Below are 15464 nucleotides of genomic sequence, written 5' to 3' on the forward strand. Positions count from 1 at the left end.
AAAACACTTGCGTCTGATGCGTCTGCTTCACACCCTCGCGACCCTGTTGCTGTTCGCGCTGGTCGGCATCCTGCCCGCCTCGGCCTTCGAGGTGATCACCGTTCCCGAGAACGTCAATGCGGTCAACCTGACCTCGGCCATCGACGTCCTGCCCGGGACCGATGGCCGGGTGCAGCTGTCGACGGCGCCGGGCGAGGATGGCATCATCCGCCGCATCGAGGTCCTGGCCAGCGTCGGCGGCACCAACCCGAGCTGGGCGTTGTTCGCGCTGCGCAACGACTCCGACGTGCAGCTCGAGCGGCTGCTGGTGGCGCCGTTCTTCCGCCTGCCGGGATCTGGCATCTTCCGCCCCGACCTGGGCAACGAGCGCATCAAGGTGCTCACCCCGAGCGCCGGCCTGAGGCCCGAACGCCTCGCCGATCGCGAGGCCGACGTCTTCGAGATCACGCTCGATCCGGGCGCCACCGTCACCTTCGTTGCCGAGCTCGCCAACGGCCATCTGCCCGAGCTCTACATGTGGAAGCCGGACGCCTACCGCGACTACGTGAACTCCTTCACGCTGTTCCGTGGCACCGTGCTCGGCGTCTCCTCCCTGGCGGCAGTGTTCCTGACCATCATGTTCGTGGTCAAGGGGCGCGGCATCTTCCCGGCGACCGCCGCCTTCTCCTGGGCGGTGCTCATCTACCTGCTCATCGATTTCGGCGTGCTCGGCCCATTGCTCGGCATCTCCAATGGCGCCATGCAGCCTTTCCGCGCCGCCGCCGAGGCGGGCATCGCCACGACCCTGTTCGGGTTCCTGTTCATCTATCTCAACCTGCACCGCTGGCACCTGCGCTTCATCCACCTCGCTTTGGCGCTGGTGGTGGTGTTCCTCGCCCTGTTCGGCTTCGCCTTCTTCCAGCCCGAGATCGCCGCCACCGTGGCGCGGTTGGTGCTGGCCCTGCTCGGGGTGACCGGTTTCTTCCTGATCCTGCTGCTGGCGCTGCGCGGCTACGACCGCGCCGTGCTGCTGGTGCCCACCTGGATCATCTACATCGCCTGGCTGTTCTACGGCTGGCTCGTGGTGTCGGGCCAGGTCTCCAACGACGTGGCGCAGCCGGCCGTCGCCGGCGGACTCGTGCTCACCGTCATGCTGCTCGGCTTCACCTCGGTGCAGCATGCCTTCTCCGAGGGGCAGGTATCGATCGGCACGCTCAGCGAGGTCGAGCGCCGCGCCCTGGCGCTGACCGGCAGCGGGGACTTCGTGTTCGACTGGAACATCGAGCGCGACCGCGTCTCCGTCTCCGAGGAACTGGGCACCCGCCTGGGCGAACGGCGCGGCGCCCTGCGCGGCTCGATCAAGCGCTGGCTCGACCGCGTCCATCCCGACGACCGCGACCGCTTCCGCACCGCCTTCGATACGCTGGTCGAGCTCAAGCGCGGCAAGGTGTCCGCCGATGTCAGGCTGGCGGCCCATGACGGCAGTTTCCGCACCTTCCGCATGCGCGTGAAGCCGGTGCTGGGCGGGGACGGCCAGGTCAACCGCATCGTCGGCACGCTGCAGGACGTCAACGACGACCGCGCCTCGCGCGACCGCCTGCTGCACGACGCCGTGCACGACAGCCTCACCGGCCTGCCCAACAAGCAGCTGTTCCTCGACCGGCTGGACCGCTCGCTGCTACGTGCCCGCCTGCCGAACGGCATCAAGCCCGCGGTGTTCCTCATCGACATCGACCGCTTCATGGAGCTCGAGGAACGCGTCGGCCACGCGGCCGCCGATTCGGTCGTCCTCGCGATCTCACGCCGCATTGCCCGCATCATGCGGCCGCTCGACACCGTGGCCCGGCTGGGCGGCGACCAGTTCGGCGTCATCATTTCGTCCGAGCAGGCGGCGGGCAAGATCGCCGAAACCGCCGAGCAGATCCGCAAGGCCCTCAAGTCGCCGTTCAATTTTGGCGAGCGCGACCTGTCGCTCACCGCCTCGATCGGCGTCACCATCTACGACGGCAACCCGGTGGGCGCTGCCGACGTGCTGCGCGACGCGGAACTGGCCATGTACTACGCCAAGCGCCTCGGCGGCGACCGCATCGAGGCCTATCGCGCCTCGGCCCGCTCGATTGCCGCCTATTCCAAGGCCTCCGAGGAGGACCTCGACCGCGGCCTGAGGCACGGCGAGCTGCAGGTGCAGTTCCAGCCGATCATGGACATCCATGCCGGCTTCATCACCGGCTGCGAGGCGCTGATGCGCTGGAACCATCCGCAGCGCGGCGTGGTGCCGCCGGAGGAGTTCGTGCCGCTGGCCGAGCGCACCGGGCTGATCGAGCGCCTCGGGCGGCTGGCCTTCGAGCAGGCGGCAGGCCAGGCGCGCGAATGGGCCAAGCAGTTCCAGCTGCCGGAGGATTTCTTCGTTTCCGTCAACCTCTCGCCCAGCCAGCTGGCCACCGAGACGCTGCTCAACGACATGCGCACGCTGGTGAGCGAGCACCGCTCCGTTGCGAGGCACCTCAAGCTCGAGATCACCGAGTCGCAGGTGATGACCAATCCCGAGCATTCCGCCTACATGCTCGCGGCGCTGCGCGAGCTCGGCCTCGGGCTGGCCCTCGACGATTTCGGCACCGGCCACTCCTCGCTCAGCTACCTGCACCGCTTCCCGTTCGACACCATCAAAATCCCGGCGGCCTTCGTGCAGATGAGCGACAACAGCGGCATGGCGCACACTCAGGTGCCGATCATCCGGGCCGTCGTGGCGCTGGCGACTGACCTCGACCTCGCGGTCATCGCCGAAGGCGTCGAATCGCTTGAAGAGATCGAGCGGCTGCAGAATCTCGGCTGCCACTACGCCCAGGGCTATGCTTTCGGCGCGGCCATGACCGGCCCCGAGTTCAGCAAGCGCCTGCAGGCCCAGTTCGGCCGCTGACGTCAGGCGTGCCCCGAGGCCGCACTGAGGCTCGCCCGCGTGATGCCGAGCCGCGCCAGCGCCGCGTCGTAGCGCTTGGCGATCGGGGTGGTGAACAGCAGGTCGCGCGAGAACGGCACCGTCAGCCAGCCATTGCCCCGGATCTCGCCCTCGAGCTGGCCCGGACTCCAACCGCAATAGCCGAGCGCGAACAGCGCGTCGCTGGGCGAGCGATTGAAGGCGATGGCCTTGAGCACGTCGAGCGTGGCCGTAAGGCAGATCTCGTCGGTGACCGAATAGGAGTTGCCCTCGCGGAAATAGTCGGGCGAATGCAGCACGAAGCCGCGGCTGCGCTGCACCGGGCCGCCGCGCAGCACCTCGCGCTCGCGGATGTCGCGGGGCAGGCGGATGATGTCTTCCTTCTCGCCGATATGCAGTTCCTCGAGGATGTCGGCAAAGCGCATGTCCTCGAGGCTCTGGTTGACCACCAGCCCCATGGCGCCCTCCTCGCCGTGGCCGACGAGGTAGATCACGGTGTCGCGAAAGCGGTCGTCGCCCATTTCCGGCATGGCGACCAGGAACTGTCCCTTGAGCGAATGCATCCCGTCTCTCCTTGCCTTCTGGCATCCGGCGCCGCGCGGCGCGGGCGCTGGCCTTCACGACCCAAATGTAGTCTTCCCGGCGGCCGGTGCAAAGCCATCCCTCACGAAGGCATGAAGAGGCCGAGGCTGTTCTCTTTGCCGCCGGTGCGCTATGCGAGGGCATGCGAAAACTGGCTGCCCTCGCCGTGATCTGCCTTGCCGCCGCTCCCGCGCTTGCGGCCGAGACCGAATGGCAGACCATCGCCCCCGACGTCAGGGTGCGCCTGATCGCCAGCGAGCAACTCCGGGCCGACCGCACGACGCTGGCCGCGATCGAGATCGACATGCCGGCCTCGACCAAGACCTATTGGCGCGTCCCGGGCGAAACCGGCATCCCCACCGAACTCGACCTGGCCGGGTCGGTCGGGGTGAGCGACGACGACATCGTCTGGCCCTATCCGGTGCTCGACACCCGGGGCGGCTACACGGATTTCGTCTATTACGGGCCCACGGTGCTCCCCATTGAACTGAAGGTGGACGGCGAGCAGGCGGTGCTCGAAGCCTCCGTGCTGATGGGCGTGTGCTCCGAGATTTGCGTGCCGGCCCAGGCGGCATTCCGCCTGCCGCTCGATTTTGCCAGCCCCGACCGCGGCCAGGCCCTGCGCATCAACCAGGCGCTGGCCCTCGCGCCCCTGGCCTGGCAGGGAGCAGAAGCCCCGATCGGCGACGTCGCCTTCGACCCCGGCCGGAACGCCCTCGTCGTGCCTGTCGCCGGCGCCGATATCGATCCCCTCTCGATCATCGCCCAGGTCGAGGGCGGCGACCTGCTGTTCGGGGCGCCGCAAAAAAGTCCGGATGGGCGGCTAGCCCTGCTCCCGTTGCTTGGGGGCGGCGGGGCGGAGGGCGTAGTGGGTCGAGACATCCAGCTGACATTCATGACCCCGGCGGGGCCATTCGAGCTGACACGGCGCGTCGCGCCGTCGACGCCGGGCGGACTCTAGTCTAGTGTCCGTGCGCCGTCCGCCCGGACGGCAGCGAACTGGCAGCAAGAGGCGGAGTGGATGATCAGGCCCGGCGACAAAGTGCCCTCGGTTGCGGTGAAGCTCGTCACCGCCGACGGCGTGGCGGATGCGACCACGGATGCCGTCCTCGGCCACGGCACGGTGGTGTTCTTCGGCGTGCCGGGGGCCTTCACCCCGACCTGCGATACCAGCCACCTGCCAGGATTCGTGGCCAATGCCGCCAAGCTCAAGGCCGCGGGGGTCGCGCGCATCGTCTGCGGTACCGTCAACGATCACCACGTCGTCAAGGCCTGGGCCGAGCATGCGCAGGCCCTGGGCAGGGTTGACTTCATCGCCGATGTGCATGCCTTGTTCGCCGAGGCGCTGGGGCTCACCAGGCACTCGGCCGATCTGGGCAAGCGCTTCGTGCGCTGCGCCATGATCATCACAAATGGCGTCGTGCAGGACGTCTTCATTCAGGATGTGGCCGGGGTCACCGTCACCGGTGCGCCGGCCGTTCTCTTGGCGTTGGAAGCGTCAAGGGCTACGATCAACGCCTAGGGGGAACCATTGATGCGTTTGACGACCAACATGGCGCGCGTGGGGCGCCTTGCCGGGGTGGGCGCCGTTGCGCTGGCGCTCTCCGCCTGCTCGATGGGGAGCCTGTTCGGCGGCGGCTCGCCCAGCGCGCAGCTGCAGAACGCCAGCGCCAGCCAGGCCGAGATTGCCCAGGCCTCGACCAGCGCGCTGCCGGCGATCGCGACCGAATGCCCGCCCATCAAGGTGCGCGAGGGCGGCGAGGCCTATGCCAAGTACACGGGCAGCTCCAGCATTCCCAAGAACCTCAATTTCCAGGCGGTGATCGAGAAGCAGTCGCGCAATTGCGTGGTGTCTAACGGCAAGATCACCGTCCGCATGGGCGTCGTCGGTCGCCTGCTGCTCGGGCCCGCCGGCGCCGTGTCCAGCGTGAACGTGCCGCTGCGCTTTGCCGTCGAGCGCGACGGCGTTGCCCTGTTCTCGGAAAAATACGACATCCCGGTCACGGTCGTGCCGCCGAACCAGTCGGAGGAATTCGTCAAGGTGGTCGAGAACGTCGAGATCCCCTATGTGGGCGGCGAGCAGATCACCATCTGGGTCGGCTTCGATCCCAGGGCCTGAGTGCTCGTCGCTGCGCGTGGCGCATTGACTTTTTGCGCGTGACATAAGCAAGGTGAGCGCGACTGCGGGAGAGACCGGGATCGCTGCTGGCGATTCCGGCGCCGAAGGAGCAACCGCCCCGGAAACTCTCAGGCAAAAGGGACCGCGTCGAAAGGCACTCTGGAAAGCAGGTGCGGGTGCAGCCGGCAGGCGACACCCGTCGGCACCTCACCGAAGGAGCAACCGGGCCATAGGCCGCCCGGGAAATCTCTCAGGTTAGTGGACAGAGGGGGCATGGGCGTGCGGCGCAAGCTGCGCGAGAACATGTCTCTAACCTCTGGTGCTCCATGGCCGACGTGCCGGCAGACGACCTCAAGACCACGCCGCTCACCGGGCGGCACACCGCCTTGGGCGGCCGCATGGTGCCGTTCGGCGGCTATTCCATGCCCGTCCAGTACCCTTCCGGCATCATTGCCGAACACAAATGGACGCGCGAGCACGCCGGCCTGTTCGACGTCTCCCACATGGGGCCGTCCTTCCTGCGGCTGAACCGGACTTCGGGCGATGTCGACGCCGACCACCAGGCGGTGGCCGCCGTGGTCGAGCCGCTGGTGTGCGGCGACATCAAGGGCCTGAAGCCCGGCCAGATCCGCTACACCCTGCTGCTCAACGACGCCGGTGGCGTGCTGGACGACCTGATGATCGCCCGGCCGGCCGATCCGGCCGCGGCCGGCAGCCTGTACATCGTCGTCAATGCCGGCACCAAGGAAGCGGACTTCGCCCGCATCGCCGCGGCGGCAGGTGAGAAGGCGACGCTGGAGCGGGCGGACGATCATGGCCTGCTCGCCCTGCAGGGCCCCGAGGCGGCCGCGGTGATCGCCGCCATCGTCCCCGAGGCGGCCGCACTCGGCTTCATGACCTACGGCGCGTTCAAGAGCGCGTTCGGCACCCTCGTCGTCGCCCGCTCCGGCTATACCGGTGAGGACGGTTTCGAGATCCTGGTCGAGCCCGGGCGCGCCGTCGCCCTGTGGGACCGGCTGCTCGCCGACGAGCGGGTGCGGCCGGTCGGGCTCGGCGCCCGCGATTCGCTGCGCCTCGAGGCCGGGCTACCGCTCTACGGCCACGACCTCGACGAGACCGTGTCGCCAACCGAGGCCGGGCTCGGCTTCGCCGTCTCCAAGCGCCGCCGCGAGGCCGCCGACTTCCCGGGCGCGGCCCGCATCGTGCGCGAATATGCCGGCGAGCTTCAGCGCGTGCGCGTCGGCATCCAGTTCGAGGGACGCCTGCCCGTACGTGAGGGTGCCCCGCTCGTCGACGGCGCTGGCAGCGAGATTGGCCGCGTGACGTCGGGCGGCTTCTCGCCGTCGCTGGCGGCGCCCATCGCGCTCGGTTTCGTGCGGCCCGAGCACGCCCAGGAAGGGGCGCGCGTCACCGCCATCGTCCGCGACAAGCCTACCCAGGGCACTGTCGTGAAGCTCCCCTTCGTTCCCCATCGCTACTTCCGCAAACCAGAGGCCAGGCCATGACTACCAAGTTTACCAGCGACCACGAGTACATCCGCGTCGAGGGCGCGGTCGGCACCGTGGGCATCACCGCGCATGCCCAGGAGCAACTGGGCGACATCGTCTTCGTCGAGCTTCCTGCCGTCGGCAAGAAGGTCAAGAAGGGCGACGAGGTCGCCGTCGTCGAGTCGGTGAAGGCCGCCTCCGAAATCTATGCGCCCGTCTCGGGCACCGTGCTGTCGGTCAACGAGGCGCTCACCGACGACCCGGGTCTGATCAACCAGGACCCAGCCGGCACGGGCTGGATGTTCACCATTGCGATCGACACCCCGGCCGAGCTCGAGGCGCTCATGGACGAAACGGCCTACGCCAAGCTTACCGCCTGAGGAGCAGCGATGCGCTATCTTCCCCATTCCGAGGCCGAGCGGGCCGAGATGCTCGCCGTCATCGGTGCCGCCTCGGCCGATGCGCTGTTCAGCGCCGTGCCGGAGCGGGCCTTCAACACGGCCCCGCTCGATTTGCCCGCCCACCAGCCAGAATTCCTCGTCGAAGCGCATCTGAGGGCGCTGGCGGGCAGGAACCGCGCGGCCGGCGACGGGCCGTTCTTCATCGGGGCAGGGGCCTACCGCCACCACGTCCCGGCCTCGGTCGACCATCTCATCCAGCGCTCCGAGTGGCTGACGGCCTACACCCCGTACCAGCCCGAGGTGTCACAGGGCACGCTGCAGGTGCTGTTCGAGTTCCAGACCCAGGTCGCCAACCTGCTCGGCATGGAGGTGGCCAACGCCTCCATGTACGACGGCTCGACGGCGACGGCCGAGGCGGTGCTGATGGCGCGGCGCCTGACCCGGCGCAATCGCATCGTGCTGTCGAGCGGCCTGCACCCGCACTACCGTGACGTCGTGCGCACCTATGTCGGGGACGGCGACGACCTCGTCATCATTCCGCATGCTGAGGCCGGCTCGATGCCGCTGCAGATCGACGACCAGACCGCCGCCATCGTCGTCCAGACTCCCGATTTCTACGGCTCGCTGCGCAATGTCGCCGAATATGCCGCCCTCGCCCACGACGCCGGCGCCCTGCTCATCGTCGTCGTCACCGAGGTGGTCTCGCTCGGCCTGCTCGAGGCACCGGGGGCGCTCGGCGCCGACATCGTCGTGGCCGAAGGCCAATCGATCGGCAACGCCCTCACCTTCGGCGGCCCCTATGTCGGGCTGATGGCCACCCGCAAGGAGTTCATCCGCCAGCTGCCCGGGCGGCTGTGCGGGGAAACCGTCGATGCCGACGGCAACCGCGGTTTCGTGCTCACCCTGTCGACGCGCGAGCAGCACATCCGCCGGGAGAAGGCGACCTCCAACATCTGCACCAATTCGGGGCTGTGCGCGCTGGCCTTCTCGATCCACCTGTCGCTGCTCGGCGAGACCGGATTGCGCAAGCTGGCGCGGCTCAACCACGCGCGCGCGGTTGCCCTGGCCACGGCGCTCGAGGCGGTGCCTGGCGTCGCCGTGCTGAACAAGACGTTCTTCAACGAGATGACGGTGCGCCTGCCGACCGCCGCCGCGCCGGTGGTGGAAAGGCTGGCGGCGGAGAAAAACATCTTGGCCGGCGTGCCGGTCAGCCGGCTCGATCCGGGCCACCCCGACGTCGACAACCTGCTGGTCGTCGCCGCGACCGAACTCACGACCGATGCCGATATCGCCGCACTGGCCGCGGCGCTCGAGGAGGTGCTCTGATGGGCATGAACACACAGGGCCGTCCCACCGGCACGGGAACGTCCGGCTTCGCCTCGGCCTCCGGGTCCTCGCTGCTTCCCAACGAGCCGCTGCTGTTCGAAATCGGCGATACCGGTCACTCGGGCGTCGACCTGCCCGAGGCCGAGATCGATGATGCGCGTCTCGGCGGCTTCGCCCGCCGGACCCCGCTCGATCTGCCCGGCCTGACCGAGCCCGAGGCGCTGCGCCACTACGTCCGCCTCAGCCGGCTCAACTACTCGATCGATTCGGGCATGTATCCGCTCGGTTCGTGCACCATGAAGCACAATCCGCGCCTCAACGAGAAGATGGCGCGCCTGCCGGGTTTCGCCGACATCCATCCGCTGCAGCCGGTCTCCACCGTGCAGGGGGCACTGGCGCTGATGCAGGAACTCGCCGACTGGCTGATGACGCTGACCAACACCGCCGCCGTGGCGCTGACCCCCAAGGCCGGCGCCCATGGCGAACTGTGCGGGATGATGGCCATCAAGGCGGCGCAGCAGGCCCGCGGCGAGGGGCATCGCAGTGTCGTGCTCGTGCCCGAGAGCGCCCATGGCACCAATCCGGCGACGGCCGCCTTCCTCGGCTACACCGTAAAGCCGGTGCCGGCCCGCGATGACGGCACCGTCGACATCGCGGCGGTGAAGGAGGCGCTGAGCCCCGAGGTCGCCGCCATCATGCTGACCAACCCCAATACCTGCGGCCTGTTCGAGCCGCAGGTCATCGAGATCGCTGAGGCGGTGCACGAGGCGGGCGCCTTCTTCTACTGCGACGGCGCCAATTTCAACGCCATCATGGGCGTCGTACGGCCGGGCGATCTCGGTATCGACGCCATGCACATCAACCTGCACAAGACCTTCTCGACCCCGCATGGCGGCGGCGGGCCGGGCGCAGGGCCGGTGGTGCTGTCGGCGGCGCTGGCCCCGTTCGCGCCGGTGCCCTTCGTCCGCCGGTCGGCCGACCGGCTCGAACTGGTCGAGCATCCCGAAGGCGACAGCCTCGGCCGGATCACCGCCTTCAACGGCCAGATGGGCATGTATGTGCGGGCGCTCACCTACATGCTGAGCCACGGCGGCGACGGCCTGGCGCAGGCCGCCAGGGATGCCGTGCTCAATGCCAACTACGTCAAGGCGCGGCTGCAGCACGTGTTCTCGGCGCCGTTCAACGGCCAGCCCTGCATGCACGAGGCGTTGTTCGACGACAGCTTCCTCGAGGGCACCGGCGTATCGACGCTCGATTTCGCCAAGGCCATGATCGACGAAGGCTTCCACCCGATGACCATGTACTTCCCGCTGGTGGTGCACGGAGCCATGCTGATCGAGCCGACCGAGAGCGAATCCCGCCAGACGCTCGACCATTTCTGCGACGTCATGCTGGAGCTCGCCGCCGACGCCAAGGCCGGCAACGCGGCCCGCTTCACCGCCGCGCCCATGAAGGCCCCGCGCCGGCGCCTCGACGAGACCCGCGCCGCCCGCTCGCCGCGGCTGAAATGGGACCCGCCGGAGGCGCTGCCGCAGGCGGCGGAATAGGGTGCCGGGGCCGGTCGCGAAGCATTTCGAGCGGCAGGCGCAGGCCTGCGAGGAGCTGGGGTCGCCGTTCACGGCGGCCCTGTGCCGCCTGCTCGTGGAGCGGCTCGATCGCTCGACGGCGTTCGGCCGGCGCATTCTCGACTGGCCGGGCGATCCGGCGGCCGATGCCCTGGCGCTGCGTGCCTGCGGCGCGCTCCACGCCCTCGCACGTTCGGGCCGGGAGCCGGATCTGGCCAGCGTCTATCCGCCGGCGCCGTTTGCGCGCGAGGGCGTGTGGGCCGCCATCGCCGGTGCCATGGCGCGGCACGACGCCTTCCTTTCCGGCTGGCTCGACAGCCCGCCGCAGACCAACGAGGTGGCGCGCTCGTCCTTCGTGCTCGGAGCGGCGCTGACGGTGGCGCAGCGCACCGGCCTGCCGCTTGCCGTGTTCGAGATCGGCGCCAGCGCCGGCCTCAACCTCGCCTTCGACCAGTACCGCTACGAACTGGGCGGCGGGCGGGCCTGGGGTGACGCCGGGGCACCGCTCACGATCGAGAGCGAATGGCGCGGCGTGCTGCCAGCCCTCGCGTCCCCGCTGCGCATCGTCAGCCGTGCCGGCTGCGATCGCAAGCCGCTCGACCCGGCGTCGCAGGAAGATGCCGCCCGCCTGTTGTCCTATGTCTGGCCCGACCAGTCCGCGCGCCTGCAGCGCCTCGAGGCGGCCCTGCGGCTGGCCGCGGCCGCGGGGAGGCGGGTCGAGCAGGCCGACGCCGCCGCCTGGGTGGAGCGGCAGCTGGCGGCCCCGGCCACGCCCGGCGTGTGCCGGTTCTTCTTCCACACCATCGTCTGGCAATACCTTCCCGATGCGGTGAAGACGCGCATCGAGGCCGCCCTCGCAGCGGCGGGTGCCGCAGCGACGCCCGCCACCCCGCTGGCCCGCTTCGGCTTCGAGATCGACGGCGGCGCCCCGGGCGGCGGCATGGTGCTCACCCTCTGGCCGGGCGGCGAGCCTGAGGCCCTCGGCCGCGCCGATTATCACGGCCGCTGGGTGGAGTGGGGCTGACCTGAAAGCAAAAGGCGGGCCATGGGCCCGCCCTTGCAGCTATCCGGCGTCTCCGGGGCGTTCAGTTCAGGCGGGCCGCGACGTCCTTGATCGACTGCTCGACCAGGGCATCGCCCTTTTCCGCCATCTGCTGCTGCAGCAGCACGCGCGCCGCCTCGACGGCGATGTCGGCCGAGCGCGAGCGCACTTCGGCGACGGCCTGGGCCTCGGCCTGCGCGATCTTGTCCTCGACCGCACGGGTGCGGCGGGCGACCAGCGTCTCGAGCGAGGTCTTGGCCTCGGCCGTCAGCCGGAAGGCCTCCTCGCGGGCGGAGGCGACGATGTCTTCGGCCTCCTTCTCGGCGTTCTCGCGCTTGGCCTCGTATTCGGCCAGCAGCGCCTTGGCGTCGGCGCGCAGGCGCTCGGCCTCGGCCAGTTCGGCCTCGATGTCCTTGATGCGGTCGTCCAGCATCTTGGTGATCAGCTTCGGCACGCCGAAATAGACGATGATGCCGAGAAAGATCACCAGCGCGATGGTGGCCCAGATGCTGGCGGCGGTGGTGGCGTCCAACCCGAAATTCATTGCACGCTCTCCTTGACCACCTGCGCCACGGCGCTCTTGGCCTGCGCCGCGCTCACCTTGCCGGCCAGGCGGCCGACCAGTTCCTGCGCCGTCTCTGCCGCGATGGCGTCGACATTGCCGAGCGCGGCCTGCTTGCTCTTCTGGATGTTCGCCTCGGCCGCGGCGACACGACCGGCGAGGTCGGTTTCCACCGATTTGCGCTTGTTCTCGATATCGGCCTTGATGCTCGAGCGCGTCTCCTCGGCGATGGCGTGGGCGTTCTGCCGGGCCTCGGCCAGCGCCGCTTCGTAGGAGGCGATGGCCCGGTCGGTCTCGAGCCGCAGCCGGTCGGCTTCCTTGAGGTCGCCCTCGATGCGCGTGCGGCGCGTCTCGAGGATGCCGCCGATGCGGGGCAGGGCCATCCGGCTCATCACCAGATAGAGGGCGACGAAGGTGATGGCCAGCCACAGCAGCTGGCCGCCGAAGCCGGACGAGTCGAACGGCGGGAAGACCCCGGCGTGCTCCCCGGTGGCATGGGCTTCGGTAGTGGCGTGGACCTCGCCCGCGGCCGCGGCGCCGTCGGCGCCCTCGACCACGACGACGGCGTCCTGGCCGCTATCCCCGGCCGGGGCGGCTTCGCCCTCGGCCTGTGCCACGACGATGATGTTGGTGGAGTTACCCGCCATTTATCTACCTCTTTCGGCAGCCGAACCCCGGACGGTGCGTCCAGGGTTCATCGATGCGACTGGCGGCCGCGATCAGACTGCGAACAGCAGCAGGAGCGCGATGAGGAACGAGAAAATGCCGAGGGCTTCCGTCACGGCGAAGCCGAAGATCAGGTTGCCGAACTGGCTCTGGGCCGCCGACGGGTTGCGCAGGGCGCCCGACAGGAAGCTGCCGAAGATGTTGCCCACGCCGATGGCGGCGCCCGCCATGCCGATTGCGGCGATACCCGCGCCGATAAACTTTGCTGCTTCAGCTTCCATTGTAGTCTGCTCCTTGTAGCGACCGATTGGCGACGCTCACCGCCGCCTCACTGTGAACCGGTCAGAGATCAATGCGAGGGATGGATCGCGTCGTTGAGGTAAAGGCAGGTCAGCACCGCAAACACATAGGCCTGCAGGGCCGCCACCAGGAATTCCAGCGCCGTGATGGCCACCGTCATGACCAGGGGCAACAGCGCCCCGAGCCAGCCGAGCAGGCCCAGCGAGCCCATGGTCACGACGAAGCCGGCGAACACCTTGAGGGTGATGTGGCCGGCCAGGATGTTGGCGAACAGTCGCACGCTGAGCGACACCGGCCGGCTCAGGAACGACACCACTTCGATGGGCACGACGATCGGCAGCACGTAGGCCGGCACGCCCGCCGGCACGAACAGCTTGAGGAACCGGAAGCCGTTCCGCCACACGCCATAGATGATGACGGTGAGGATCACCAGCATGGCGAGCGCGAAGGTGACGATGATGTGGCTGGTGACCGAGAAGAAGAAGGGGAACATGCCGAACAGATTGGCGATCAGCACGAACATGAACAGCGAGAACACGAAGGGAAAGAACTTCATCCCTTCCTTGCCGGCCGAGTCGCGCACCATGTTGGCGACGAACTCATAGAGCATCTCCGACAGCGCCTGGGCGCGCGACGGCACGATGCTGCGCCGCGAGGTCGAGGCCAGGAGGAAGATGCAGGTCACCCCCACCGTCAGCACCATGAACAGGGCCGAATTGGTGAAGGACAGGCCGCCTTCGCCGAACGAAACGATGTCGGTCAGCGCGAACTGGTGGATCGGATCGACTTTGTTCGGATCGGCCAAGTCTTTTTCCTTCGGTCGCTATCTGTCGTCGTCTTCGTCGTCGTCCGGACCGAGGTCCGACCCGGGTGGCGGCGGCGCCGCCTTGTTCATCTGGCTGGCCGAGCGGGCCACGTTCACAACGCCGGCCGCAAACCCGATCAGCACCATCACCAGCAGCAGCCACGGGCTCGTCTTGAGCCAGAGGTCGAGCAGGTAGCCGATGCCGCCGCCCACGATGACGGCGGCGATGAACTCCGAACCCAGCCGCAGGCCGCGGCTGAAGCCCGACATGTCCTTCGCCGCGCCGTCACGCGCTTGCTCGGCACGGACCTTGCGTTCCCCCTGCGCACGCGCGATGCGCGCTGCCAAGTCCCGGGTCGCCGACCCGGGTTTGTCATCGTGCTTCGGACGCTTCGTCTCAGGCGCTTGTGGCATAGCGCTTCCCCGCTTCGTCCTCGGGCCAAGTCTCGGAGGGAGCCCTCAAAGTCGCGCGCACCATAGTTGCAGGCAAAAAGGGTGTCAAGCGCGCGAATACGGTCGTAAGCTATTGATCTATATAATGTTTATGGGCTTCGACTAAGGTGTGACATCGAGTCCGGTGGCGGATCGGCCGCCGCGGCCGCTCCAGCCGCCCGGCGGCGCCTGCCGATTCCGGGGGGCGCCGCTCCGGCCGGAGCCGGTCAGGCGGTGGCGGCCACGGCCTCTTCGATGGCGTAGGCCTCCTTGAGGTCCACCGACACCAGCTGGCTCACGCCGCGTTCGGCCATGGTCACGCCGAACAGCCGGTCCACCCGGCTCATGGTGATGGGGTTGTGCGTGATCACCAGGAAGCGCGTTTCGGTGCGCTTGCACATGGTGTCGAGCAGCGTGCAGAAGCGCTCGACATTGGCGTCGTCGAGCGGGGCGTCGACTTCGTCGAGCACGCAGATCGGCGCCGGATTGGTGAGGAACACCGCGAAGATCAGGCTCATGGCGGTCAGCGCCTGTTCGCCGCCCGACAGCAGCGTCATCGTCGCCGGCTTCTTGCCCGGCGGCCGGGCCAGGATCTCGAGCCCGGCTTCCAGCGGGTCGTCGTTCTCGACGAACTGCAGTTCGGCGGTGCCGCCACCGAACAGCGACGTGAACAGCTCCTGGAAGTGGCCGTTGACCTTGTCGAAGGCTTCGGTCAGCCGCACCCGGCCTTCGCGGTTGAGGCTCTGGATGCCGGCCCTGAGCTTGGCGATCGCCGCGATCAGGTCGTCGCGGTCCTTGACCATGACGTCGAGCTTCTCCTGCACCTCGGCGGCTTCCCGCTCGGCACCGAGATTGACGCCACCGAGCCGCTCCCGCTCTGCCTTGAGCCGCTCCAGTTTCTGCTCGATCTGGGTTTCCTGCGGCAGCGCCTCTGCGGGGCCTATGCCCGCGATTTCGGCGGTGCGGTGCGCCTCGATGTCGAGCGTCTCCATCACCTGGCGCTCGATCTGCTGGCGCTGCGCCGCCAGTCCCTTCATGCGCTCCTCGATGCGCGCCACCAGTTCACGCGCCCCGGCCAGCGCCTCGGCGGCCAGCCGCTGCGCCTTGTCGGCCTCGCGATAGCGCGTCTGCGCCGCCGCCAGCGCGTCGGTGGCCTCCTGGTGCGCCGCCCGCGCGGCACCGATCTCGTCGTCGAGCGCCTGCCGGCGCTGCGCGAAGCTGTCGGGGGCCGCGGTGAGCGCGGCGAGTTGCTCGGCGATCTCG

15 protein-coding genes, 1 pseudogene and 1 riboswitch are annotated in these 15464 nt (G+C 68.6%); of the genes and pseudogenes, 9 read left to right on the top strand and 7 right to left on the bottom strand.

Annotated features, from left to right (window positions below; genetic code table 11):
* The first annotated feature begins 16 nt into the window (after positions 1-16).
* Positions 17-2896, top strand: a complete 2880-nt coding sequence (locus tag VGD93_RS06325; protein ID WP_395010317.1) for an EAL domain-containing protein — start codon at positions 17-19, stop codon at positions 2894-2896.
* A gap of 2 nt (positions 2897-2898) precedes the next feature.
* Here the strand turns inward: VGD93_RS06325 and VGD93_RS06330 are convergent, their stop codons facing one another.
* Positions 2899-3477 carry a YqgE/AlgH family protein gene (locus VGD93_RS06330; RefSeq protein ID WP_395010318.1) on the bottom strand — a complete coding sequence of 193 codons (579 nt, stop codon included), beginning with the start codon at positions 3475-3477 and terminating at the stop codon, positions 2899-2901.
* Positions 3478-3638: 161 nt separating this feature from the next.
* Here VGD93_RS06330 and VGD93_RS06335 point away from each other — a divergent pair, with 161 nt between their 5' ends.
* The 8 genes from VGD93_RS06335 to VGD93_RS06370 all read left to right on the top strand — a co-directional run bounded on the left by VGD93_RS06335 (position 3639) and on the right by VGD93_RS06370 (position 11418).
* Complete coding sequence (locus VGD93_RS06335) at positions 3639-4457, top strand: protein-disulfide reductase DsbD domain-containing protein (RefSeq protein WP_395010320.1); 819 nt, start codon at positions 3639-3641, stop codon at positions 4455-4457.
* A 60-nt stretch (positions 4458-4517) separates the two neighbouring features.
* The gene (locus VGD93_RS06340) at positions 4518-5018 is read left to right on the top strand and encodes a redoxin family protein (RefSeq protein WP_395010322.1); all 501 of its coding nucleotides are present in this window, start codon (positions 4518-4520) and stop codon (positions 5016-5018) included.
* 12 nt (positions 5019-5030) lie between these two features.
* Positions 5031-5615 carry a hypothetical protein gene (locus VGD93_RS06345; RefSeq protein ID WP_395010324.1) on the top strand — a complete coding sequence of 195 codons (585 nt, stop codon included), beginning with the start codon at positions 5031-5033 and terminating at the stop codon, positions 5613-5615.
* Between the two features lie 54 nt (positions 5616-5669).
* Positions 5670-5770: riboswitch (glycine riboswitch) on the top strand.
* Positions 5771-5941: 171 nt separating this feature from the next.
* Positions 5942-7120 (top strand): glycine cleavage system aminomethyltransferase GcvT, encoded by a 1179-nt coding sequence (gene gcvT, locus VGD93_RS06350; protein WP_395010326.1) that lies wholly within the window; start codon positions 5942-5944, stop codon positions 7118-7120.
* Positions 7117-7482, top strand: a complete 366-nt coding sequence (gene gcvH, locus VGD93_RS06355) for a glycine cleavage system protein GcvH (RefSeq protein WP_395010328.1) — start codon at positions 7117-7119, stop codon at positions 7480-7482. The genes gcvT and gcvH overlap by 4 nt, the downstream gene beginning before the upstream one ends.
* Positions 7483-7491: 9 nt before the next feature.
* On the top strand, positions 7492-8829 hold the full coding sequence (gcvPA, locus tag VGD93_RS06360; RefSeq protein WP_395010329.1) for an aminomethyl-transferring glycine dehydrogenase subunit GcvPA: 1338 nt from the start codon (positions 7492-7494) through the stop codon (positions 8827-8829).
* Positions 8829-10376: an aminomethyl-transferring glycine dehydrogenase subunit GcvPB gene (gcvPB, locus tag VGD93_RS06365; protein WP_395010331.1), complete on the top strand. Its 1548-nt coding sequence runs from the start codon at positions 8829-8831 to the stop codon at positions 10374-10376. Before gcvPA ends, gcvPB begins: the two co-directional genes overlap by 1 nt.
* Before the next feature lies 1 nt (position 10377).
* A complete protein-coding gene (locus tag VGD93_RS06370; RefSeq protein ID WP_395010332.1) occupies positions 10378-11418 on the top strand; it encodes a DUF2332 domain-containing protein in 1041 nt (346 codons plus the stop codon).
* Positions 11419-11479: 61 nt separating this feature from the next.
* On the opposite strand, the gene VGD93_RS06375 is transcribed toward VGD93_RS06370, so the two are convergent.
* The 6 genes and pseudogenes from VGD93_RS06375 to VGD93_RS06400 form a co-directional block, all read right to left on the bottom strand.
* Positions 11480-11980 (bottom strand): ATP F0F1 synthase subunit B, encoded by a 501-nt coding sequence (locus tag VGD93_RS06375; protein ID WP_395010334.1) that lies wholly within the window; start codon positions 11978-11980, stop codon positions 11480-11482.
* Entirely contained in the window at positions 11977-12645 is a 669-nt protein-coding gene (locus VGD93_RS06380; RefSeq protein WP_395010335.1) for a F0F1 ATP synthase subunit B, read from the bottom strand. Before VGD93_RS06380 ends, VGD93_RS06375 begins: the two co-directional genes overlap by 4 nt.
* Before the next feature lie 72 nt (positions 12646-12717).
* A complete protein-coding gene (locus VGD93_RS06385; protein WP_395010337.1) occupies positions 12718-12945 on the bottom strand; it encodes a F0F1 ATP synthase subunit C in 228 nt (75 codons plus the stop codon).
* A 68-nt stretch (positions 12946-13013) separates the two neighbouring features.
* Positions 13014-13769, bottom strand: coding sequence for a F0F1 ATP synthase subunit A (locus VGD93_RS06390; protein WP_395010339.1), 756 nt, complete (start codon positions 13767-13769; stop codon positions 13014-13016).
* Positions 13770-13787: 18 nt separating this feature from the next.
* On the bottom strand, positions 13788-14117 hold the full coding sequence (locus tag VGD93_RS06395; protein WP_395010341.1) for an AtpZ/AtpI family protein: 330 nt from the start codon (positions 14115-14117) through the stop codon (positions 13788-13790).
* A gap of 311 nt (positions 14118-14428) precedes the next feature.
* A pseudogene (locus VGD93_RS06400) lies at positions 14429-15464 on the bottom strand (chromosome segregation protein SMC); the annotation flags it as partial.

The organism is Devosia sp., assembly GCF_036406155.1.
Taxonomy (GTDB): domain Bacteria; phylum Pseudomonadota; class Alphaproteobacteria; order Rhizobiales; family Devosiaceae; genus Devosia_A.